The following is a 21,128-nucleotide window of genomic DNA, read 5'->3' as shown; positions in this document are numbered from 1 at the left end:
CCGCCGGCCATCCGTTTCGTTCAAACGCATGCGGTGGTCTCGTTCGGCCCTAACCCAACAAGCGGTCAGTACTCCCAGGGGCCCGGTACCCAACGAAAGACGTCGCCGGCGACCGCCACATGGCAGACGGACGGGAACGACAGGTGAGTGGCCACCAGCGACTCGCGGTTCGCCGCCAGTTCCCGCAAAAGACGGACCCGGACGCGGGCCGCTTCCTCGGGGTCGTGTTCGAAGCCGTTGTACCAGTCGGGGTGCTCGAACCCGACCTGAAACACGGCGTCGCCGGCGAACGTCAGCCGGTCGCCGCCGGATGCCAGGCGGACCACGCTGTGTCCGGGGGTGTGGCCGCCAGTGCGTGTGACGAGCACCCCCGGCGCCACCTCGTGCTTCTCCTCGAACGTCCGCAACTGGCTCTGGTACTCATGCAAGAACCGCTTGGCCGTCCGCCGAAGCGCGTCCGGGAACCCCGGCGGCATGGAGACGTGGGAGAAATCGGGCGACTCCCAGAACTTGGTTTCGGCGGCCGCCACGTGGATGCGCAGGTCCGGACGCAGCCGGTCCCTCACTCCGTCGACGAGCAGCCCGCCAACGTGGTCCATGTGCATGTGGGTGAGCACCACGTCGGTCACGGATGCGAGATCGATGCCGGCGGCCTCCAGTCGCTGGACCGTCCGCCCGGCCCGCGGCAAGTCCGGGAACTCCGCCCCCATCCCAGCGTCGATGAGTATGGTCCGGCCGCCGCTACGCACCACGACCACGTTCAGCGCCCACTCAAGTACGTCCGGCGGCAGGAACATGTCCTCCAGCCAGGCCGCCCGGACGGCCGGGTCAACGTTGTGGCCCAACATCGCGCCTGGCAGCGATAGCACCCCATCGCTGACCACCATGACGTCAATTTCGCCGACCTTCAGCGCGTAGCGCGACGGAACCAACTCGGGCGCCGGTCTACCGTGGATGTACTTCGAGTTCACCTTGTCGGCGCAGTAGTTGGCCGAGGGCTGTGAGGTGTTGTCCAGGCTCATGTTTGGCTCCTGTTGACCGCGTTGCCTTTCGTGTACTTGGGTTGCCGTAACAGTCACTGTGCGGGCACGACCGCCGGGGCGCCCTTGTCCTTGATCAAGAGCACCAGGAATTTCGCCGGCTCGGTGCCGCTTGCGTTCCGGTCGACGACATGAACGTCATCAGGGCCTTCATAGAAGGTCTGTCCTGGTGTCAGTGTCACCTGTTGTCCACCCTTCAGCTGCATCACGACGGAACCCTCCAGCACGTACACAAACGCATGTGCATTGTGTCGGTGGATAGCGCTCGACTCGCCGGGCGCATGCTCGACCGTGATCATCAGAGCCTCCCTGCCGGGATTCTCCGGAAGATCCTTGGACATGAGCGACGTGACCTTAGGCTCCTGAGCCACCGCCGTGCCGGTCATGAGGCACAGAACAACCAACGCAACGAGTTTGATCGTCATAGTCGCCTCTTTCGTTCGTTGCCCGGGACCCGCTCGTGACAGACCGGGCGTACCTCCGATGCGGGATCAGGCTGCTGCCTGCGAGCGGCGGAGCCACTCGTCGAAACCGATGCGGCCGAGGCGCGCCTCGCCCAACGGCACGAGCGAGTGCTCGTCAACCCGGCCGCCCCAGTATCGGGCCTCGGGATCGCTCACGACCTCGCGCGGGTCGCCGACCGCCTTCAGATAGCGGGCGACGATTTCGTTGAACGGCGCTCGTTCCGGGCCGGCAATCTCAACGATGCCGTTTCGCGGCGGCGCGAGCGCCACATCGGCAACGCTGGCAGCAACGTCGTCCGAAGCGATGGGCTGGAACAGGACCGGCGGGAGCCTGACCAGGTTTCCATCCGCACTTGAATCGGCGATGCCGCCGAGGAATTCCAGGAACTGGGTCGAGCGGACGATGGTGTAGGGGATGCCGGAAGCCTTGATCAGTTTCTCTTGGGCGACCTTGGCGCGGAAATAGCCATTGTCTGTCCGGTCGATTGCGACGATGGAGAGCGCGACATGGTGACGGACACCGGCTGCGGCCTCGGCCGCGAGAAGGTTGCGGCCGGAGGTCTCGAAGAACTCCAGCACCGCCTTGTCTTCAAATGAGGGCGAATTGGCGAGGTCGATCACGACCTGCGCGCCGGCCATGGCCTCTTTGAGGCCTTCGCCGGTGATGGTGTTGATGCCGCTTTTGGGCGAGGCGGCGACGACCTCGTGGCCGCCCTGGTGCAAAATGGCGACGGTCTTCGAACCGATCAGGCCGGTGCCGCCGATCACGACAATCTTCATGGTTGGCCCTCCCCTGTCGATGACTGGAGATCATCCTTGGATGATTGGAGGTCCTTACATGGGTTCGAAAAGTCGGTTCGAATGCTGATGGGACAAAATGTCGCCAGCCTAACAGGCCGCACGGCTTCCCAGACATCGTCGACTGGTCAGCAATACTGATCGATTTGTAGAGGCGCCTTGGATGGCTCATCTTGCCCGCGATCACTCGCTGTTCGCGTTCGCCGGGATAAGGACGGCATTCAACGGCGACCGTGGCACCAAGTCCAAGCCGATCCATCCGAAGGCGATGCTGATGGTCCGAAGAGCGACAGCGGCATTCCGAGCCCGTCTAATTCAATAGAGAGGCATTGGCACAGCTGCCCGAAAGCATGTCGCGAGTTTCCTCATAGACGTTGCCAAAAGCCTCAATGGCCTTCGGCTTTGCGACATTGGTGGTGATGCAGATATGCGCGAGGACGGTGGCAAGCGACGCCATTGCGTCGCGGGAAAATTCTTCGGTAACAGCATCATAGACTTTATCGAGCAGTAATTGGTTCCTGACTTTCGTCCGTTTCCATTGGATCCGTTCTGGCCTCATGTCAGCCCTCTGTCGTTAGTGGGTGAGCAGTCTGCCGGACTTTTACGCCAGTCTCTTGCTCCGAAGTTGTGAACCGCTTCACACGGTACCGAGCGTCAAATCACAATCGCGAGTGCGGGTGTTCCATTTTTGCCGTGAAAATGGCTGCTATTGCCTCGCGGATTCCGTACTGGCCGATCCGCGCGCCGCCGGCAGGCCACCGCTGCCGATCCAGCAATGCCGCCTCTCGGAAATTCCGCGACATCTGCTGCGCGTCGAATGCATGCGCTGCCTTCGCATCGTCGAAATTCAGAAGGCGGATGCCGCCGCAAGCAGACATGACCGTGATAGGCGCACCGGGCCAGCAACCGACGTCGTCGGTCCATCAGCCCTGCCCGCTCTACCCCTGACGCCATACATTGTGGCCATCACTTCGCATGTCGGCTTGGGCACAGAGCTGAAAACCGATCAGGAGGCGGCATGACACATTGGACCGCAAGTGCCGTCGCAATCTTGCTGGCGAGTTCTCCGGACGTCGCGAGCGCTCACGTGAGCTGCGACGCGATACCTCACGGACCGGCGCGCACCGACTGCTATCTCGCCCTAAGTGAGTTCTATCGGGGACAATCAGACCTAGCGGCAGCCAGAGCGCGCGTTCAATCAGACGCCGCGTGGTATCGGGCAATTACTGGTACACACCCGCCTAAACATAGACTGCAGCGTCAGTAATAAATCTGTCGATGCCTTCAAGGTGAGGCGGTGTCGGGCACAGCCCTCCTAATTCTGGCTAGAAGTCCGCTGTGGGTCACCTCGCGTCGCGCATCGCCTGTACCACTCTCGTCGACTGCGACACCCGCCCGATCTTTGCACCTGTAATGATCTTTCTTCGGCGTACGCTCGCCTTCGGCACCATGCCTTCGTTCGCGGTAGCTCCGGCAGCGGGATAAATCGTGAAGTTCGCGGCGCGATGCATTGCGAGAGCCTTTCGAGCCGCTTCGACATGCGCGGTCCGAGCTGCCAGGTCGTGAAGACGCCTGAACTCATTGTTCACCCGCTTTAGCGCCGCGGCGAAGACTTGCTTGCGTTGTAATGCATGCTCGGCGGTTCCTGGAAAGCTTGCGCCCCGAGCCTCGCCTTTTCCGCGCCCTTCTCGCCGCCTTTGACGGCTGAGCGTTCGCTCCTTATCGCGCATCTTGCGCAAGCGGGGTCGCATGGCCTCAAGCTCAGCCGCCTCGATGTCGTAGATGGCGGGATGGTGCGTGAGGCGGATCGTCTCATACTCTTCGTGGCTGAGGAGGCTGCGTTCGAACTTGCAAGGGATCGACATTTTCCATTCCTCCATTTGATTTCATGAAGTTCAGGCATGCGGACTCGTCCATGTCCAGTTTGATCATGTTACCAGACGAAGGCGTTGCTTCGCCATTGGCTAACTCGGAGCGTCGGGGAGGTCTCCTGTTGGTCACAAGCGGCATTCAAGGCGAAGCCGTGTTGGCGTCGGGTCCTACTCCAGTAGGCACCGCGGGCAGAGGTGCGCCTTAGGCGAACAAAAAGCCCCAGACAACGCCGGGGCTTTGAGTTTTGGGAAGATTGTTTCGAGCGATCAGTACGCCCCACCGAACTTATAGTTCAAACCGATGCGGACGATGTTCGTGCGCAGATCGATCGAGTGGTTCCAAATGTTGGAAGGGAAAGCAATCGGCGGCGTGAAGGCAGTTAGATTGGTACTTGTCGTGCTGGACCTGCCGAGATCGGCATAGAGGTATTCGCCTTTAACTGACCATCCATTCATCAGGCCGTATTCTGCGCCAGCCCCGGCGGTCCAGCCATATCTCGTCGTGGAGATGGCGGCTGATTCCGCTGCAGTCGCAAACGTGTCGGTGAATAGGAAGTTGCTCTTCACGTTCGCCACAGCGAGACCACCAGTGCCGTACAGGAGCAAACTCGCGGTGACGAGCACGCCGAGACGTGGGCGGACAGTAATCAGCCAGCTGCTCGATTCTGACGAACTTACGGTGAAGCCGGTCGGCGCGCAGCACGGGTAGATTCCCGAGGCCCTCGACGAACCGCTCAAACCAAAATAGTTGAAATCCGACTCGATGCCGAACACCCAGTTGCTGGATTGCCAATTGTAGCCGGCCGTCAAACCGCCGGTGAAACCCGAGGTGTTGACACGTTGTGCGCCCGCAATCGCGATTGCGCCGGGGCTTGTCGACGCGAAGTAGCCGGTGGGTGAGAAAATGGTCGTGGTCACGGCGTCAGACTGGCTCCATGCACCACCTGCATTCCCGCCGACATAAAATCCGGTCCAACTGTATACTGGAGCAGGCATGACCCGTGCCTTCATGGGAAGATCAGCAGCCGAAGCGCCGCCCGCACCGAGGGCAAGAAGGGAAGCTAAGACAAAAAGGCTTTTCATGAAAATCTCCGAGAGGCAACGAAAGTGCAGCCGGTGCTAGAAAGTGGCATTGTATCGCGGATTCCCGTACAAGCTGTCGCTGGGCAGCAACACTCTTGGGGAAATCGTCCGGCTGCAGAGTTATCGATAAGCGCGATGCCTCCTGATGGGGGCCAGGAAATCAAGTCCAATGTCAGTTGTTGCGAATGTTGGTCACAGGTGGACCTGGGGTTCGCGGTGGCGGCGGCATGCCCCAGCGCATGGTGCTGAGTTCGGTGCCGTTGTCGGTGTTGCGGATCAGGGGAGCCGGGTAGTCAGGAAACACCCCCGGCATGGGCGGCAGATTGCCGACGTAGCGGTTGACCACGCGGAAGAGTGCGATAATGGCAGCTTGGTTGGTGGTGATGCTGTAGAGATTGCACACTAGGATTGGCAGGTGCCTTTACGTCGTATGTCGCGTAAGACCCGCAATGTCAGAAAAAGGCAAATCAAACCAGACATGGACGCGACTATCAGCATTCCTCTGAGGGACATGTACGGGTACGGCGCATCGCAATTTTCACAGATGACGTCGGGCTCCCAGCAGCTTGTGTTACGAGGATAAATCGTGACCGCCCCTCCAACCGTAGCAGGTTGCGGCCCAAGGCCGACCTTTGGCACATCACAATGGACGACCTCGCCATCACTTTGTTTGCGGTCGAAGATCAGGTGGGCGTAATAGAGCAGCCTTGTGCCCTTCGGCGCTCGTTCGGTCCAAACCTTGACGACCGTTGCAGTGACAGGCGTCTCAGTAGCTACACGATTTGCCTTTTCATGAACGCTTGCTGCAAACATCAGGCTTGTCAGTGAGACAACTAGAGCCACAAGTATGATCGTGATTTGATTTGTTCGTGTCATTTGCAGGAACTCTACCGCTCCCCCGGGCCACCAAATCGACGGCGGATTTACCGCCGATATCTTCGTACCCCGAAGCGCTACCAAATGGCTGCGCTTATACGGATAGCCTCGGAGCTTTGAGCAGTCTTTGCACCGCATGTAACGCTCAATCTCGTGGATCGGCGTCGCCTTTTGATCGGCGAATGATGTCGAGCGCAACGGTCTGGTGCGTGTCGCACCCGAGGCACCGAACCTCAAGGTACAGGTAGTCCGCGTTCAACGCATCACCCAATGTCGGCGAAGGTTGCGCTGGTTCTTGTAGCCCAGCATTCGGTAAACTGTCAGGGGTGTCATCGCGGGAGTAGTCACCATTGGCACACCGCTCCAGCACCGAAATGGCCAACAGCAGATTGTCGCTGACAGCATCCAGGGCGAATGATCGTTTCGTGACCCCCGTTGCCCGATCTGCCGCAACTAACTTCGCACAATGTATGTGGGCCCCCAGGACCGACGACCGCCGCCAGACAAGCGACACGCAAAGCAACTTACACTTGTATAGCTTCCTCGCCCCCTCTAGTTTGCTGAGGGGAGCGAGAGATGACGACGTTTATTATCGACTGCCCGCGATGCCGGGCAAAAGTTGGCGTTGCTGAAACTGGTTGCGCCCAGCGAACTGGATGGGATGACGAGGCCAGCGAGCCATACGGCGACAAGATCATCGTTGGCCTTTGCCCAAGCTGCTCTATTCCTATCGCTGGATACGCTCAGCAGACGAACTTCAAGGGGTACGAAGGCGATGACTATGATGGATGGTCAGATGTAATAAGAGTGTATCCCAAGCCACCCAAAACGTTTTCCAGCCACAGAATTCCGAGAACCGTCACTCACTCGCTCCTCGAGGCAGATCGCACGCTGCAGGCAGGTGCCTATCTGGCGACCTGCGTCATGTTTGGACGCGCGTTCGAATCCCTGTGCCGTGACATATTAGAAAAGCACGCTGCCGATAAAACAAAGAAGCGAATCATGCTTGGCGCCGGTATCAGGGTCTTAAGAGACCGGAATATCATCGATCAACGTTTGTTCGATTGGAGCCAGCAGCTTCAAGCCTTTCGAAACCTAGCCGCGCACGGTGAGGACTTCTATATCTCACGCGACGACGCCGAGGATTTACAGGCCTTCATGCACGCTATCATTGAATACATTTACGACCTGACAGATCGCTATGAAGAGTTCAAAGAGCGCGCGGAATTTCGAAAAAAACCAAAATCTATAGCTGAGATGTTCGGCTCGATTACAAAACCGCACGATCCGCCTTAAACGCTTCCCAAGGCATCCAGCAGTTCTCAAACCGAGCAAGTGGGAAATTCTGGCCAGTGCCTCACGTGCCCGCGTTGCGGCAATCGCTAGGTTGATCCTCATGTTTCAGCCACCCCGATCGCAGCGGACGCGGGGCTTCTGGCGAACGTCCTTAATCGCACCATTCCTTCATTTCCCCAGCCACCGACGGTCCGGCGGCGCGGGTGAAACTTCTTTGATCGGGAAAAATACTTTTGCCGGCTTCACAATCGGTCAGCGCCAATCATGAGCCAGAAAAGAGCTAAAAATTTCGAGGTGTCAGGCTAAGCCACTGAAAAGTGGTACAGTTGGGTGGGCTCGAACCACCGACCTCCTGTTCCACAGTAAGGGTTCGCTGGAATTTCATGATACGAGATGATGCTCGCTGAGACAGACAAATATTCGAGTTAACCATATTTTATCGGCATATTTCGCACTCACGCCATTGCATTTCGTCTCAGGCTATCTCACATCTTTTGGAACCTTTTTGGAACCTTTTGAAAGAGCTTGATATGCCAAGGCGCATTCAACCATTGACTGCGAAACAGCTGGATGGCGTCCGTCCGCGCGACCTTGAAGTTGTTGAACTGGGTGACGGTCTGTTGCCCGGCCTGCGAGTGCGCATCAGCCGAGGCGGTCGGTTTTGGTCGCTCAATATTCGTAACTCGAAGGGTGAACGGCGCCGGTTCGATGTCGGTGATAACATCTCCCTTGCGGAGGCACGGCGGCGCGCGGAGACGCTTAAACAGGCGATTAAGCAGGGCGGCGACCCGACTGGTGAACGTCGCGTTGTTAGGCAGCGGGCCAAGGACGCGAGAGCCGGAATAGGTACGCTCGGCAGCGTCATAAATGCGTATTTCGACGGAGATGGGGCGTCGCTGCGGACGAAGGGCGAGCAGCAAGCCCGTATACGACATGTATTCGTCAAGTACCTCGACCGACCGGGAACCGAAATCACCGTGCAGGAACTGCAACGGGCGGCCGACGCCCACCCGAGTGCGTCTTCGGCGAGCCGAGCCATCACCTACCTCAAGCCCTTGGCGCGGTGGGCCGCGAAGCGCGGGTTAATGCAACGAGGGTTTTCCGAACTGGAAAAGCCCATGGAGCGAAGCTTTGAGGATGGCGGGCACACGGTGCTTGACCGGGATACCCTCACCCTCGTGCTGCCTGAGTTTGATCAGGGACATCACGGCCCGGCCGCCAAGTTGATGCTTTGGACCGCCGCCAGACTGGACGAGGTCTGCTCCGCGACGTGGAATGAATTTGACCTTGATACCGGCTTATGGACGGTTGCAGCGGGGCGGCGGAAAGACACGCGCAGCCGGACCCGAAGGAAGCAGTTTCCGGCCCAACCTCACCTTATTCCTCTGCCCCGCCAAGCCGTTTCTATGCTGGTGAAGATGCGGGAGGGGAAACCTACGGGGGTGCTTGTGTTTCCGAACGCCCATGGCGGCAAACTCGATAACTGGGATCGCTGGTCGAAGTCTATCTTCAAGCGCACGGGAACGAGCGGTTGGACGCGTCATGACCTGCGAAGGACCTGTGCCACACTTGCTGCGGACCTCAATGTTGCGCCGCACATCATAAGTATCATGCTCGGTCACAAGACCCCCGAGGGCAATCACCTGCTTGGGATTTACAATAAGGGCCGCTACCGCAAACAGCACGGCGAGTCGCTGCAGGCTGTGGCTGACCGTCTTGAGGCAATTGAGAAAGGGCACGACAACGTAACCGCGCTTGTAGGCAGGCAGAGTGAGTTGACGTGAAGAAGCCAAAACCTCTCGTCGAGATATTCGCGGAGTTGCTGGACCCTTACGGCACTCCGCCGGAGTTCCTTCAAGAACTTCGCGGGGTTCTGCACGAGGCGGCGAAACGGGCGGGTTGGCGTCCCCCGTCCGCACAGGAACAACTGCGTCAGCACGCGGCCGCGCGCGGCCGAAAAATTCAGCGCGGGCACGACCTCGCCCACCGTCGGCTCCTAACCGCCTCTTTCTTCAAACAACTGCCGCGTAGGCTTCAGTCCAAACATGGTTCTCTTGCGACCGCGCAGGCCATTATCCGCAGGATAGAAGAATTACCTTGGGATAAGGTTCGGAAGCCTCCCATGACTGTTCGGACGATACAGGCCGACATCCAGTTCCTGAGAGAAACCGGTAACTTCTTCATTTAGAAATTCGAGTGCAACGAGCCTAGGCTCGTTGCGCTTCGCCACGTCTCATCTGTGGTCACCTCCTCCCAACTTAGAGGAGATACTAATGACTGCAGCAGCGAACAGGCGGACCCTGCGCATTTGGCAGGTAGTTGAAAAGGTAGGTCTTAGTGGGCCCACGATCTGGAGGCTATGTTCTTCAGGGGAATTTCCTAAGCCTATTAAGATTTCAAAGGGTTGCACCGCGTGGCTTGAGCATGAGATCGACCAACTGATTGATGCCAAGGCTGCCGAGAGGGAGCCGACAGCATGACCGGTACTGTCAAAGCTAACGCCACGATTGCCGGCAGCGAAAGCATCGCCACCGGGTTCGAGGCTGCCTTCGCCAAGGGCAACACGACGACTAAAGCCGACCTGTTGAGCCGCTCCAAGGATGCAATCGAGACCGGGGACCAACTACTTCACGATGCCGCCGAGGCGCTTGCTCTCGCACAACAAGACTTTAAGGCGTCCCAGCGCGAGATCGCCGAAGCTGTTGGTAAATCGGTCGCGTGGGTCAATCGGCTTCTGCAATGGCAGAGGCACGGTTGCGTAGGTACTCCGTTCGGTCCCAGCTCAAAGGCCGGTCGCGAGCTACGGAAGCGTGTTCAGTCGAGTGAACAACGTGCGCTTCACAGGGTCGAAACCGATGACGCCGGGGCCGGCACCGACGCGCGCATGATCGAAAGCACGAAGCGAACAGCCGTACCTAGCCCGCAGGCGGGGGATGTTGCCCTGGCCGACTTCACCGCAAGGGTCTTGGACCTTATCACAAGGACTGACAAGCGAGAGGCCAAGCGTTTTGCCGCAACAGCCGTCCCGGCGGATGATCTCGCCAAGCTTGGGAAATTCCTCACCGACCTTGCGAACTGCAAGAAGTCCGAGGCCGTCGAGCCGGCGCCGATCACGGCCTTACCCGCCAATGGCGCCGTTCCGGTTGGGCAACCGGCCGTGAAGGTGGAGCACGCGGCTCCCGAAGCAGGTGTCGATAGGGTGGCGTGACATGAGCATGTTTGGGAGCGACCATGTTGAGACGGGCATAGAAGAGGCCGCCGCCCATCTTGCCAACCTGACCGAAACCACCGAGCCCGAGCCAGACTGCTTCGCAACCTCTGTGGAGGCTGCGCAGCAATCGTCGTTGGGGTCCGGTCAGGCAAATCAGAGCCGGTCATCGAACCCGGCGCTAGATTTTCTTGACGATATTTTTGGCCCGGATAAGCGGCACCTTATTGGGATCAAAAAAACCAATGGGAAGACTGAAATCAAAGCCCAACATTTCGACGCGGCCGACCGCGCGGGACAGCAAGCTTTCATTACCGAAAACGGCAACGCCAGCTTCGATCTCTATTTTACCCCGAACCCCGTTAAGGGAACTCTTCACAAGAAAGCCAGCAAAAACGACATTGTCGAAGCGCGTCATCTTTGGGTAGATCTTGACCCGCGGAAGACTGAGCCACTTGAAGCCGAGCGCGCCGCCATGCTTGAGCTTCTCACAAACAAATTGCCTAATGGATTGCCGCGGCCGAACCGCGTGATTGATAGCGGTCGCGGCTTCTGGGGCTATTGGAAACTCGACAAGCCGGCGGCGGTGGACGGCAGCAAGAATAACGTGAATGGACCGCTCACCGAGGCCGTCGAATCCTACGGCCGCGGTATCGAGCAAGCCTTCGGCGACCACTTCGCCGACGGCTGCCGCAATATTGACCGCATCGCCCGATTGCCCGGAACAGTCAACAGCAAGACCAGCATGTTGGCTAGCGTGTTGCAAGACTTTACCCACGATGCTGCGCACGCGATTGAGAGTTTCCCGCAACACGTCGAGGCGCCCAAGGATCAAGGAGATCAACATGGGGGGCATTTCGAACCATCGGACGAATATGATCAGATTGATCCAACCGATCCGTTGTTGGCTAAGCTTCCCGCTAGATGGCTTGAGATGTTAAGTGAAGGAGATTATGCGGCTGCGTATGGTGGCGACCGCTCGCGCGCCGAGATGGCCTTTGCGACCGCAGCCATGCGCGCCGGCATCGATGAGAGCACCATCGCGCGATGCTTGATGGACGAGCGCCGGGCGTTTGGCAGCAATACTCGAACGTCCGATCGGCTCTTAATTCGCGTGATCGAGAAGGCTCACCAATACGCGGACAATCCTGTGCTTGAGCAGATGAATAGAGAGTTTGCTGCAGGCTTCATCGGCAACAAGTTTCGCATAGCAAAGTTCGATCTGCACCCGCGATACCCGCTGCAACGGAAAGTCGAATTTCTATCGAAGGACGATTTTATAAACGGCGTTGTAAACCCAAGGGTGCACGTGCCCAAATTCGACCAGGACGGCAAACAGGATGGCACGAAACCGGCACCGCGCGGCGCATATTGGTTTGCCTTGCCCGGCCGCAACGAATTTGACGCCGTGACCTTTCAGCCCGGCGCGCCGCCAATCATTGAGGTCGAGCGCGAGGGTCGTATTCATCGGACCATTAATACTTATTCGGGCTTCTCGGTCACACCGGACTTCGTGAAGAGCGAAGAAAAGTGCGCCAAGTTCTTGGAGCACATTCGTGAGAACATCGCCGGTGGCGATGAGGCGCTGTTCAAGTACATCCTTGATTGGATGGCGAGCGGCGTTCAACACCCGGATGATCCTGGACGTTCCGCAATCAGCATGCGCGGCAATCCAGGGTGTGGGAAGGGTGTCTTCGCATTGGGGTACGGCCGGCTATTTGGTCAGCATTTCCTACACGCAACACAGAGGGAGCACGTTACCGGCAAGTTCAATGCGCACCAAGCTGAAACTTGTTTGATCTTTGTCGATGAAGCCCTGTATGCAGAAATCGAAAAGGATACGCAAATCCTAAAAACCATGGTTTCTGAAACGACGAAGATGCTAGAACGCAAAGGGATCGACCCGATCCAGATCGATAACTATGCACGCCAGATTTTCGCTACCAATGACGAACACCCAATTCAGATTGAGCACAACGACCGGCGGTATCCGTCAATCTATGTTCGGGAAAACGATGCGTTCGCGCATGAGAGAGATGAAGTTGAAAAGGCCAAGAAGCGGAAGGCCTACTTCCTGCCTATTGTTGCGGAGCTAAAGAATGGCGGTAGCGAGGCTCTTCTCGGGCTCCTCCTGCAGCGCGATATCCGGGACTTCAACGCGGAGGCGATACCCGAAACTCACGAGCGGCGTCAGCAAAAGCTCAATTCCGCATCGCCCGGTGACAAGGTAATCATAGAATTTGCGCAAGATGCATGCCTGCCAGGAGCCATGCCGAAACGGCCGTGGATCGCGCGTGCGCATGGCGAAAGATGGTTGCCTAAGCATCTTCAAACGCCGGGTCTGTACGACGTGATGAAAGCACGCGGTGGTGCGAAGCTCGCACGCATGAGCGACACGGCGTTGTCGGGCATCTTGAAGGCCTGGCGCTTCAAATCAAAGCCATTGGGCAACAGTAGAGGATGGGAAGCACCACAGTTGCTGGACCTGCGCAGGTCGATCAATGACAAATTCCCGGCGGTTGAATTTGACGGCCGCAAAGAGTGGATGGCTCACGATCAGCAGGATAGCGAAGACCCGGGGGCAAGTACCGGCGGAACCCAGACAGCGCAATCGGCCGCGGACACCGGCCATCCCGACGAGGCAGACTTAGCCTTGGACGAGCTAGTGAGCCCGCTCAAAAAAGAGAAGCATGATCTTGTTGAGGAGACCGTTTCTCCGCCGGTCAAGCCGTCGAGCAGCCGCGTGCACAGGAAGCAGGCGAACCTCGTTGATCCAGTAACGGGCTTGACCTCGCCGGCGGCGGTATCTGCATTCGTGAGGGGAGCCTCGCGTCAAGGACTATAGGCAGCGAACTCGTTGACGCTCCTTGGCGATCATAAGAGTCGTCATACAGGAAAGCCAAGGTCCACAGGAATTTTGACGGGTTTGACGGATTTGACCGGGAGAAAATCGTACCGCCCGAGACGGGGTCATCGACCGTGGTGGGATGCACCCAGTACAATCTCTTATCTTCTTCTTCTTTTCTAGTAGTCAAAGACGTCAAAGCCGCCCTAAGCCCGATGCCACAATGCTTTTTGGGTTGACGGCCATCTCTGAGGTTGACGGCTTACCCGTCAAGAAAATCAATTTCGGGCACCCCCGTCGGGTTCGGTTACAGGGTGGCAAGGTTTCACCGCCCTGCCCTTCCCCACGCCGACCCCACTTCCCACGACCGCTCCACGCCATCACCGTGCTCCCGTGCCACCTTGCAGTCTCTGCCTCGGCCAAGGCAGACGTCATCGTCCGCCTGCCATTAGGGATCTGCCTCCAAATAATTAGACCAGACATTATCGAGACAGATCGCTGGCGGCGGAACCACCGATAATGTCCGTCTGTGGCACCGTGCCAAGGTGACAATATTTTAATATTCAACAGCCCACCCATCCCGAATAAAGTCATAAGTTTTCGCGGCTAACACTCCTCCTATCGATGCATTTCTGCCGGCAGATCGTCGGCGCGCTCATAGGAGAACTCGCATGGCAACCAATTTTAAGAGCCTGATAGAGAACGAAGTCGACCGGCTGTTCGCCGAACTGAATGCCAAACCCGGCGAGTGTTGCGACAACCCGGTCACAGGCGGAGGTTTCGTTTGGGGTCTCGACCCCATTGCGACGCAAAAGAAGGAAGCGGTTGCGCGACTTCGCGCTCGCGAATGGTTTGCTCTAAACGGCCCGCCCGATGCGCCGCCACTTCCTCTCTCGCATGCCGATGTAGGGGACTACAGAGACGCGAGAGGTCTGAAGGGCGTCGTTGGCTTCTACGCCCGGTCGCTCTCTAGACAAGGCTATGACGTCCAAAAGCACCCATCGTTCGACGACTTCGCCCGCGGGTTGATGGCGCTCGCGGTGGAAAAAGGGCTGTGGAACCTAGAAAACGACCAGACTTTGATAAGGCGTTTCCGACCTCGCCCGCTTGAGGGCATGACGCCTAGCGCTTTCTGGGCACCACCAAAAGAATACGAGCAACTCATGGCAAGTTACGGATGCTCGCGGTCTGCTGCTTGAAGGGCGTCGCCACTTCGGGAGGTCATATGGCACTGCTAGGACAACTAAAAGCGGCCAGAGTTGAACTTGAGGCGCCCGCCGATCCATGGCTGGCACCTTTGCAGCGTGTCCGCGGCAAGGTTGAGTTTGATGGCCTTGAGCGCGTGACCAGCCAGACGATCCTAGACATGCTTGAGGTGCCCCAGTGCAGCCGCACAGCGGGTACGTACCGGCGCTTGGCTAAGCTCATGGCGGAGCTCGGATGGGCAGCGGTGCGCGTCCGCGACCTCACGCGAGGGGGCTACAAGGAGCAGGTGCGCGGATACGTGCGCAAGATTAACTGAAGAACAGGAGACTATATAAATGAGCGTATTGCATACCGACGAAGTGGCGCCACAACTGTTCGAGTGCTTCATCGACCGTGCGCAGGCCGTCCTGCCGGAACATTTTCCTAGAGAAGCGAAGGGAGCTGTCGTCGCAGGCCCAGATTTGGTTCGCGGGTTAGAGGATTACCCAGACTCATATGAGTCGTGGGGCTGGAGGGCGAGCACTGACGGCACTGGTTTTGAGTGTTGTTTCGTTGATCGTGATTGCCCCAAGAGGCATGCCGTCTACTTGGAGATCGAACGGCGGGGCGAGTTTTGGTACATCTGGCGTGATTTCGAACGGGGCGGATGTCAGGCACTCGTCGTCGCGTTCGAAAATGTGCCAATTTGCACCCGAACATTTAGAGATGCGATACGGCTGGCCGAGCATTGTCATCCGGTGGCACGTGCGCCGATGGCAGGGTTTTGGCTCGATTTACGATGACTAATGCGCGTCGCTCACAACCGACAGCGATCTGTTGCAGCTTCTTCGCAAGGTGCCAAGGTAGCCCCGTCTAGACATCTCAACCGAACTGAGCCTACCGGGCTCGCACTCACCGTGACGGTGACAAGCTGCCACCTTTTCCAGCGGCCTATCGGGGCATGAAGCTGACCCCAGCTCACCCCTTTGCTTAGGGTCAACATTGTGATCCGTCCTAGTCGACTAGTGCTAGTCTTCACCGGCTGATCTTCGCGGCAAATCCATGGGAGCGCCTCATGTATAGGAAGGTTCTTCTCGCTTATGACGGCTCAATCGAAGGACGGCGGGCGTTGCGAGAGGGAGCCAAGCTCGCGCAGCTATGCCGAGCCGAGGTTTTCCTGCTAGCTGTTGTAGAGCTATCTTACATCGTGACCCCTGATGCTGGGCTTACCATTCCGATAGACGAACAAACGGCAAATTACAAAGCCACCCTTGCGGAAGGCGTGGAGCGTCTCAAGGCGTTGGGTTTTTCACCCACCGCACGATTGGAAACGGGAGATCCCGGGCAAACAATTGCAGATGTCGCCGAGGAAATAGGAGCGCAACTCGTCGTCGTTGGTCATCGCCCGCAAGGGCTGCTAGCCCGATGGTGGTTCGGGTCTGTCGGCAGTTACCTGGTCAAGCGCCTCCGCTGCAGCATTCTGGTCGGTCAAACGGAGATCAGCGATGATGAATTTGAGCAGCTGAAGCAGCCGGGTGAAAAGCCCACCTCAGACACCGCTTCGATACTACCAAGCGAATAAGGTGTTCCACACTGCGCCAAAACCAAAGCCATTAAGCGCGATCGACGAATTAATTCTATCAAGGTGCAAAGGTAGAACGCCCTCCTCGCGCTACCTGACAGAACCGCGAGGACCGAACTACTCTTGTATCAACCCAGCCAGCAAGCTAACCCGGTTCTGCCCTGATGGTCGGGAGACGGTCAAACTTCTGCGCACCATAAGCTGCAGGATGTTGTTGAACCGGGCGGCGCCCTGAGGTTCAATCGACCACTGAAGCGCGGCGGCTAAGGCGCGCCAGCCCAACTTCGGGAGGACGGCATGGATTGCTGCGGTCACGGTATCTGCCACGGCCACGCGCTCACGCGCAGACAGTGGATGTGGAGTACGGTGCTATCTTCGGTCGGCGCGATGCTTGGCGGCGGCGTGGGGCCGCGCGGTTCGACCGCCGCCGCCCAGACGGCCGAAACCGCCTCTGCCGCGCTCGACGTGCTGCGAAAATCCATCTCTGTCGATGTCCACACGCATGGCGGAACGAGTGGAATTACGTCTCAAGCGCCTCCCAATGACGCCCTCGCAAACGGGATGCTGGCGGGATCGTTGGCGGTCGCGTGCCTCGCAGACGTGCCGGATGGTCCCATCCTCGGCAGAAATGCGGCCGGGGTCCTCGGCGCGCTGCGCACGCCGGAGCCGGGCCAGCTCTACAAGTACCATCTTGGGCGCCTCGATTGGGTGGATGAGATGGTCGCCCACCATGGCCTGCGTCGCGCACTTTCGGCAGCCGATCTCGAGGCCGCACACGCAGCGGGGCACCCCTCGATCGTGGGTGACGTGGAAGGGCTCGACTTCCTCGAGGGAAAACTCGAGCGGCTCGAGCAGGCGCATCAGCGCGGCATCAGGCACGTTCAGCTCGTGCACTACACGCCCAACGACATCGGCGACTTCCAGACTGGCGTCGTCACGCATCAGGGGCTCACCTCGTACGGCGCCGAGGTGGTCCGCGCTTGCCACCGGCTCGGATTTGTCTGCGACGTCGCGCATGCGACCGAGGACACGGTGAAGCAGGCGGTCAAAGTCGCGACCAAGCCCCTGCTCTTGTCCCACACCGCGCTTTCCGGCTCTCCGGCGATGGGCCCGACGCCGCTCACGGCACGACAGATCAGCCGCGACCACGCACGCGCAATTGCCGAGACGGGCGGCGCAATCGGCATCTGGCACTTCTTTCCGAGCCTCGAAAAATATGTCGGTGGCCTGAAAGAAATGGCCGATGTCGTCGGCGTAGAGCACGTTTGCGTCGGCACTGACCAGCAAGTCACCCCCGGCAGCCTGCAAGACTACTCGCAGTGGGTGCATCTGGTCGCGGCGATGCTGCGCGGCGGCTTCACGCCCGAAGAGGCCGGAAACATTGCGGGCGGCAACTATATGCGCGTCTTTCGTGCTGCAGTCGGCTGACCTGAGACTTTACTCTGGGCTCTCGCACGCTACTAAATCGTGGCGTAAGCGTCAGACCGTCTTGTCGTGCTTCATCGTCTGGCTACCTCGAACCCCTGCCGCAAGAAGGGTCGTTGCCTTGGAATGATAGGACGCCCTCCTCGCGCGAAACTTGGATTTGTCGTACTTGGACCATGTCCTAGCTAGGTCTGTTCATCCCTCAGCGGACATCCGGCGACTGCATCGGCATGTCCGTTTTGTGCCAGAACCCGACCTCAAAGACGGTGGCACCGTCTTGAAAGCCAGTCTGTTAGCCGAGCTGTCTACTTGCGAGCAGTAGCCATTTGGACAGAAGATGAATTTGCCCCAATGAGCTTTTTCAAACCTTTTAAGGCCCTGTAGAATTGACCACTTTTTACCATTTGGTCGGCGGTCTGAAGATCGACGTGGAGATTGGAGTTTTCGGAAAGCGCCTTAACCGCCAGTGCAAGATATGACCCTCGATATTTTTCCACATCATCTTCGAGGTACATCTGTTGAACGCAGCAATAAAGCCTCTCCAGAGAAGTTGCCGCCGATTGAGGCGAAAGCACATCCTTCGCACGCAAAATGGGGATTTCACCCTCCAGAACGAACGTTGTTCGGTCACCGTGATTGGTGAGTACGCTCTTGCCGATAAATAAACTCTCGAATGGTCCTAGGTCAAATCTGAGTGGCATATGTCAAACCTTAGTTCAAAGAACTTCGATTTGGCATCGGTTTAGTTAATACTTTGCTAAAACAAAACGGCGGGGTTCCCCCCGCCGCTTCAATGTCGTTTTTGCTGGAGCGATCAGCGCAGGAGCTGAAGCACGCTCTGCTGGGACTGGTTGGCGAGCGCCAGCGCCGAGACCGCGATCGACTGCCGGGTCGACAGCGCCTGGCTGTTGGCCGCTTCCTGGTTCGGGTCGGCCAGCGTCAGGTTGGACGAGCCGGTCTGCAGCACGTTGATCAGGTTCTTGTTGAAGTCCTGGCGGATCTGCACGATCGACAGGTTCGAACCCAGCGCGGATGCTTCCGAGCGCAGCGTCGTGCTGGCGTTGCTCAGCGCGGTCAACGCTTTGTTGGCCGAGTTGTTGTCGAGGAAGTCGGTGCCCGCGGTAAGCGTCGAGAGACTGAGGCCGGCGGTGTTGAAGGTGACGCCGGAAATCGCCAGCTTCGAAGCGCCGGTCTCGTCGAACGTCAGGTTAAGGGTATCGCCGTTCAGCAGGTTGACGCCGTTGAAGGACGAGTCCTGCGCCGTGGTGTTGATCTGCTGCAGCACGTTGTTGTACTGGGCGACCAGGCTGGCGCGTGTGGCCTGCGAGTTCGGATCAGCGACCGCAGCCGCAGCCGTCAAGCCGTTGAAAGCCGCACCACTTGCTGCTGCCGTCCCGCCAATCGTGCCGATCGTCGACGAAGCCGCGTTGTTGGTGGTCGCGATGTTGATCTGTCCGGTCGTGCTGATGCTGGCCTGCAGGTTGTTCGCCGCCAGCGCGGTATTGAGCGCATTGAGCGTCGAGATTTGCCCGTTACCGGTTCCGAAGGTGATGCTGGTCGCCGTGCCGCCGCCGGTGGCGCCAATCGTGAGCGTCTCGCCCTGGAGCGAAGGGTTCGTGCCGGCGTTGGTTCCCACAGCGACGCCGGTCGTGCCGGTGGCCCCGCCAGTCACGACCTCGGCGGTGGTTGTGACGCTGGAGCTCGTACCCGTTGTGCCCGAAGTGAACACCAATTTGCCGCCTGAAACCGAAGCGACGGTGGACCCGAACTGGTAGTTGGTGAGGTTGGCGACATCAGATGCGCTCAGGCTGTTAGCGTTGAGCGAAGTACCGTTTGCCGTGTTGTACGCCGTAACATTTGCGGAGCTGAGCGTGATGGTCTTGGCCGTACCAGCATCGACCGCAACACTGAAGGCTATGGAGCCCGAAGAACCCAAATTGATGGTCGTGGCGACAGCACCGGCGGTGACCGAACCAGCAGTGCCCGGGCCGAGCAGGTTGTTCGCCGTGGCGCCAGTGATGGCGGTCGAGGTCACATTGGACTTGGTCGTATAGCCGACCGGGCTCTGCAGCACCTGGTTGGCGATCGACTGGGCGCTGGCGACCAGACCTTGCAGCGAGGTGATGCCGGTGTTGGCGGCCTGCAGGACCTGCACGCCGTTGCCGATGCTGTCGAGCAGGTTGTTGATGTCGCTGGCGCGGTTGTTGAGGCCCTGCGCGGTGAAGAAGTTGGTGGGATTGTCGAGCGCCGAGTTGACCTTATTGCCGGTGGCGAGGTCATTCTGGGTCGTCGCAAGCAGCGAAGCTGTCGACTGCAGGGAGAGAAGATTTTGGCGAACGGATGCCGAGAGGACGATACCGGACATGATAGAATTCCCTTTCTAGGTTTTTGGGTCAATTCTTTGACTGACGCCCTAGCTAAAAGGGGAAAGATCTAACAAAGCCTGAAATTGAATTTGTGTTTTTTAACCGATGATTGTCTCTTACGCTCATGCTTAACCGAGGGTGAAAGTACAGAGCTAACGCGCGGTTAATTGGTAGCCTTGGGCGGGTGGTGTAACAGACGAAGATAAGAAGTGTTGCCAACCCGAACAGTCGGACTGCCGCCGAGCAGCGGTAAACCGATTACGGGAAAGCTTTGAGAGCGGTCCGGTGAAATATTTTCCTGCCGAAGTCCGAGACGGGTCTCAAAAGGCGAAATACTCGCTACGAGCACATGTTTTCCGGTTTGCTCCCGAACTCGGACATTGATGTCTGGCACTTATGAAGCCAAGTCGCTCCGTAAGCGTCATGTGCGCCGCCCCGTTCTATAGAAAGGTAGGACGTCCTGACCGCTCAGCCTTCGAGGTGCGTTACTGGCGTTCCCGAAGTCTTTGAAACGCCGCAAGACGAGGCTAGCCTCTTTCAGGCCGGGCAATCCGGTACAGTCCCAGTATCGCATGGGCTGACAAAGGGTGCGCGATATGAGTTCTTCAAAAACTGCCAGTTTGGGATCGGTGACAGGCCGTGATGACTTCATCATCGGGGAGGCCCTCGCGACTGCCTTGATCGCGCTTGAGCGGCTTCCCGAGACGCGTCAGCCGACGCGGAACATGGCGGATATGAAAATGCTGCTGAACAGCCTCTATGCACCGCCGGAGGTTTCGCTGCATCTGACAACCGCGAGGTGGCGCTTCATCCCCAGTGCACGGCCCTTCGGAGCGCGCGACGTTTGAGCGCAGCATTGAAAAGGCCGCGATGCGCACGGGCTCGGCATCAACGGACCGCTGAAAAACGGAGCACGTGAAGGACCTCACTGAGCGTCTTATTCGGGCGCTCGGTCCGCATAGAGTTCATAAACTATCACCCGCAGTCATTTCCAGTTTACCACGGTACTTAAGGTTTTGGGCCTTGGATCATGCGACGGTGGCGGACGATCGAAGATCAACTTCGACAGGGAAGCGTCAGGGTCAGGCT

The 21,128-nt window shown here is 58.4% G+C and carries 20 protein-coding genes and 2 pseudogenes; 12 read left to right on the top strand and 10 right to left on the bottom strand.

Annotated features, from left to right (window positions below):
* Positions 1-65: 65 nt before the first annotated feature.
* From B5527_RS04085 to B5527_RS46080, 8 genes and pseudogenes are all read right to left on the bottom strand, one after another.
* A complete protein-coding gene (locus B5527_RS04085; RefSeq protein WP_079600135.1) occupies positions 66-1,022 on the bottom strand; it encodes an MBL fold metallo-hydrolase in 957 nt (318 codons plus the stop codon).
* Positions 1,023-1,075: 53 nt separating this feature from the next.
* Positions 1,076-1,465 (bottom strand): cupin domain-containing protein, encoded by a 390-nt coding sequence (locus B5527_RS04080; RefSeq protein ID WP_079600134.1) that lies wholly within the window; start codon positions 1,463-1,465, stop codon positions 1,076-1,078.
* Positions 1,466-1,531: 66 nt separating this feature from the next.
* The gene (locus B5527_RS04075; protein WP_079600133.1) at positions 1,532-2,284 is read right to left on the bottom strand and encodes an SDR family oxidoreductase; all 753 of its coding nucleotides are present in this window, start codon (positions 2,282-2,284) and stop codon (positions 1,532-1,534) included.
* A gap of 328 nt (positions 2,285-2,612) precedes the next feature.
* Positions 2,613-2,861 carry a hypothetical protein gene (locus B5527_RS43385; RefSeq protein ID WP_154071998.1) on the bottom strand — a complete coding sequence of 83 codons (249 nt, stop codon included), beginning with the start codon at positions 2,859-2,861 and terminating at the stop codon, positions 2,613-2,615.
* Positions 2,862-3,645: 784 nt separating this feature from the next.
* Positions 3,646-4,167 carry a hypothetical protein gene (locus B5527_RS04065; protein ID WP_079607049.1) on the bottom strand — a complete coding sequence of 174 codons (522 nt, stop codon included), beginning with the start codon at positions 4,165-4,167 and terminating at the stop codon, positions 3,646-3,648.
* Positions 4,168-4,440: 273 nt separating this feature from the next.
* Positions 4,441-5,256 (bottom strand): outer membrane protein, encoded by an 816-nt coding sequence (locus B5527_RS04060; RefSeq protein ID WP_079600132.1) that lies wholly within the window; start codon positions 5,254-5,256, stop codon positions 4,441-4,443.
* Positions 5,257-5,434: 178 nt separating this feature from the next.
* Positions 5,435-5,659: pseudogene (locus tag B5527_RS04055) on the bottom strand (SOS response-associated peptidase); the annotation flags it as partial.
* A gap of 494 nt (positions 5,660-6,153) precedes the next feature.
* Positions 6,154-6,444, bottom strand: a pseudogene (locus B5527_RS46080) (hypothetical protein); the annotation flags it as partial.
* A gap of 264 nt (positions 6,445-6,708) precedes the next feature.
* Here B5527_RS46080 and B5527_RS04045 point away from each other — a divergent pair.
* The 11 genes from B5527_RS04045 (at position 6,709) to B5527_RS03990 (ending at position 17,676) form a co-directional block, all read left to right on the top strand.
* The gene (locus B5527_RS04045; RefSeq protein ID WP_079600131.1) at positions 6,709-7,428 is read left to right on the top strand and encodes a DUF4145 domain-containing protein; all 720 of its coding nucleotides are present in this window, start codon (positions 6,709-6,711) and stop codon (positions 7,426-7,428) included.
* Positions 7,429-7,958: 530 nt separating this feature from the next.
* The gene (locus tag B5527_RS04040) at positions 7,959-9,212 is read left to right on the top strand and encodes a tyrosine-type recombinase/integrase (protein ID WP_154071996.1); all 1,254 of its coding nucleotides are present in this window, start codon (positions 7,959-7,961) and stop codon (positions 9,210-9,212) included.
* Positions 9,209-9,616, top strand: a complete 408-nt coding sequence (locus B5527_RS04035; RefSeq protein ID WP_079600129.1) for a hypothetical protein — start codon at positions 9,209-9,211, stop codon at positions 9,614-9,616. The genes B5527_RS04040 and B5527_RS04035 overlap by 4 nt, the downstream gene beginning before the upstream one ends.
* An 85-nt stretch (positions 9,617-9,701) precedes the next feature.
* Entirely contained in the window at positions 9,702-9,908 is a 207-nt protein-coding gene (locus B5527_RS04030; protein WP_079600128.1) for a helix-turn-helix transcriptional regulator, read from the top strand.
* Positions 9,905-10,636: a hypothetical protein gene (locus B5527_RS04025; RefSeq protein WP_079600127.1), complete on the top strand. Its 732-nt coding sequence runs from the start codon at positions 9,905-9,907 to the stop codon at positions 10,634-10,636. The genes B5527_RS04030 and B5527_RS04025 overlap by 4 nt, the downstream gene beginning before the upstream one ends.
* 1 nt (position 10,637) lies before the next feature.
* Entirely contained in the window at positions 10,638-13,481 is a 2,844-nt protein-coding gene (locus tag B5527_RS04020; RefSeq protein ID WP_079600126.1) for a primase-helicase family protein, read from the top strand.
* Between the two features lie 671 nt (positions 13,482-14,152).
* Entirely contained in the window at positions 14,153-14,680 is a 528-nt protein-coding gene (locus B5527_RS04015) for a hypothetical protein (protein ID WP_079600125.1), read from the top strand.
* A gap of 26 nt (positions 14,681-14,706) precedes the next feature.
* Positions 14,707-15,003, top strand: coding sequence for a hypothetical protein (locus B5527_RS04010; protein WP_154071995.1), 297 nt, complete (start codon positions 14,707-14,709; stop codon positions 15,001-15,003).
* 19 nt (positions 15,004-15,022) lie between these two features.
* The gene (locus B5527_RS04005) at positions 15,023-15,469 is read left to right on the top strand and encodes a hypothetical protein (protein WP_079600123.1); all 447 of its coding nucleotides are present in this window, start codon (positions 15,023-15,025) and stop codon (positions 15,467-15,469) included.
* Positions 15,470-15,741: 272 nt separating this feature from the next.
* Complete coding sequence (locus tag B5527_RS04000) at positions 15,742-16,248, top strand: universal stress protein (protein ID WP_079600122.1); 507 nt, start codon at positions 15,742-15,744, stop codon at positions 16,246-16,248.
* Positions 16,249-16,635: 387 nt separating this feature from the next.
* The gene (locus tag B5527_RS03990; RefSeq protein WP_197689271.1) at positions 16,636-17,676 is read left to right on the top strand and encodes a dipeptidase; all 1,041 of its coding nucleotides are present in this window, start codon (positions 16,636-16,638) and stop codon (positions 17,674-17,676) included.
* A gap of 302 nt (positions 17,677-17,978) precedes the next feature.
* Here the strand turns inward: B5527_RS03990 and B5527_RS03985 are convergent, their stop codons facing one another.
* On the bottom strand, positions 17,979-18,374 hold the full coding sequence (locus tag B5527_RS03985) for a flagellar biosynthesis repressor FlbT (RefSeq protein WP_079600120.1): 396 nt from the start codon (positions 18,372-18,374) through the stop codon (positions 17,979-17,981).
* Between the two features lie 113 nt (positions 18,375-18,487).
* Positions 18,488-20,038 (bottom strand): flagellin, encoded by a 1,551-nt coding sequence (locus tag B5527_RS03980; protein ID WP_079600119.1) that lies wholly within the window; start codon positions 20,036-20,038, stop codon positions 18,488-18,490.
* A gap of 588 nt (positions 20,039-20,626) precedes the next feature.
* Between B5527_RS03980 and B5527_RS03975 the strand changes: the two genes are divergently transcribed.
* Positions 20,627-20,887, top strand: a complete 261-nt coding sequence (locus B5527_RS03975) for a hypothetical protein (protein WP_154071994.1) — start codon at positions 20,627-20,629, stop codon at positions 20,885-20,887.
* Positions 20,888-21,128 lie beyond the last annotated feature (241 nt).

It is taken from the genome of Bradyrhizobium erythrophlei (genome assembly GCF_900129425.1).
GTDB lineage: Bacteria > Pseudomonadota > Alphaproteobacteria > Rhizobiales > Xanthobacteraceae > Bradyrhizobium > Bradyrhizobium erythrophlei_C.
This window is presented reverse-complemented; position numbering and strand designations above follow the sequence as displayed.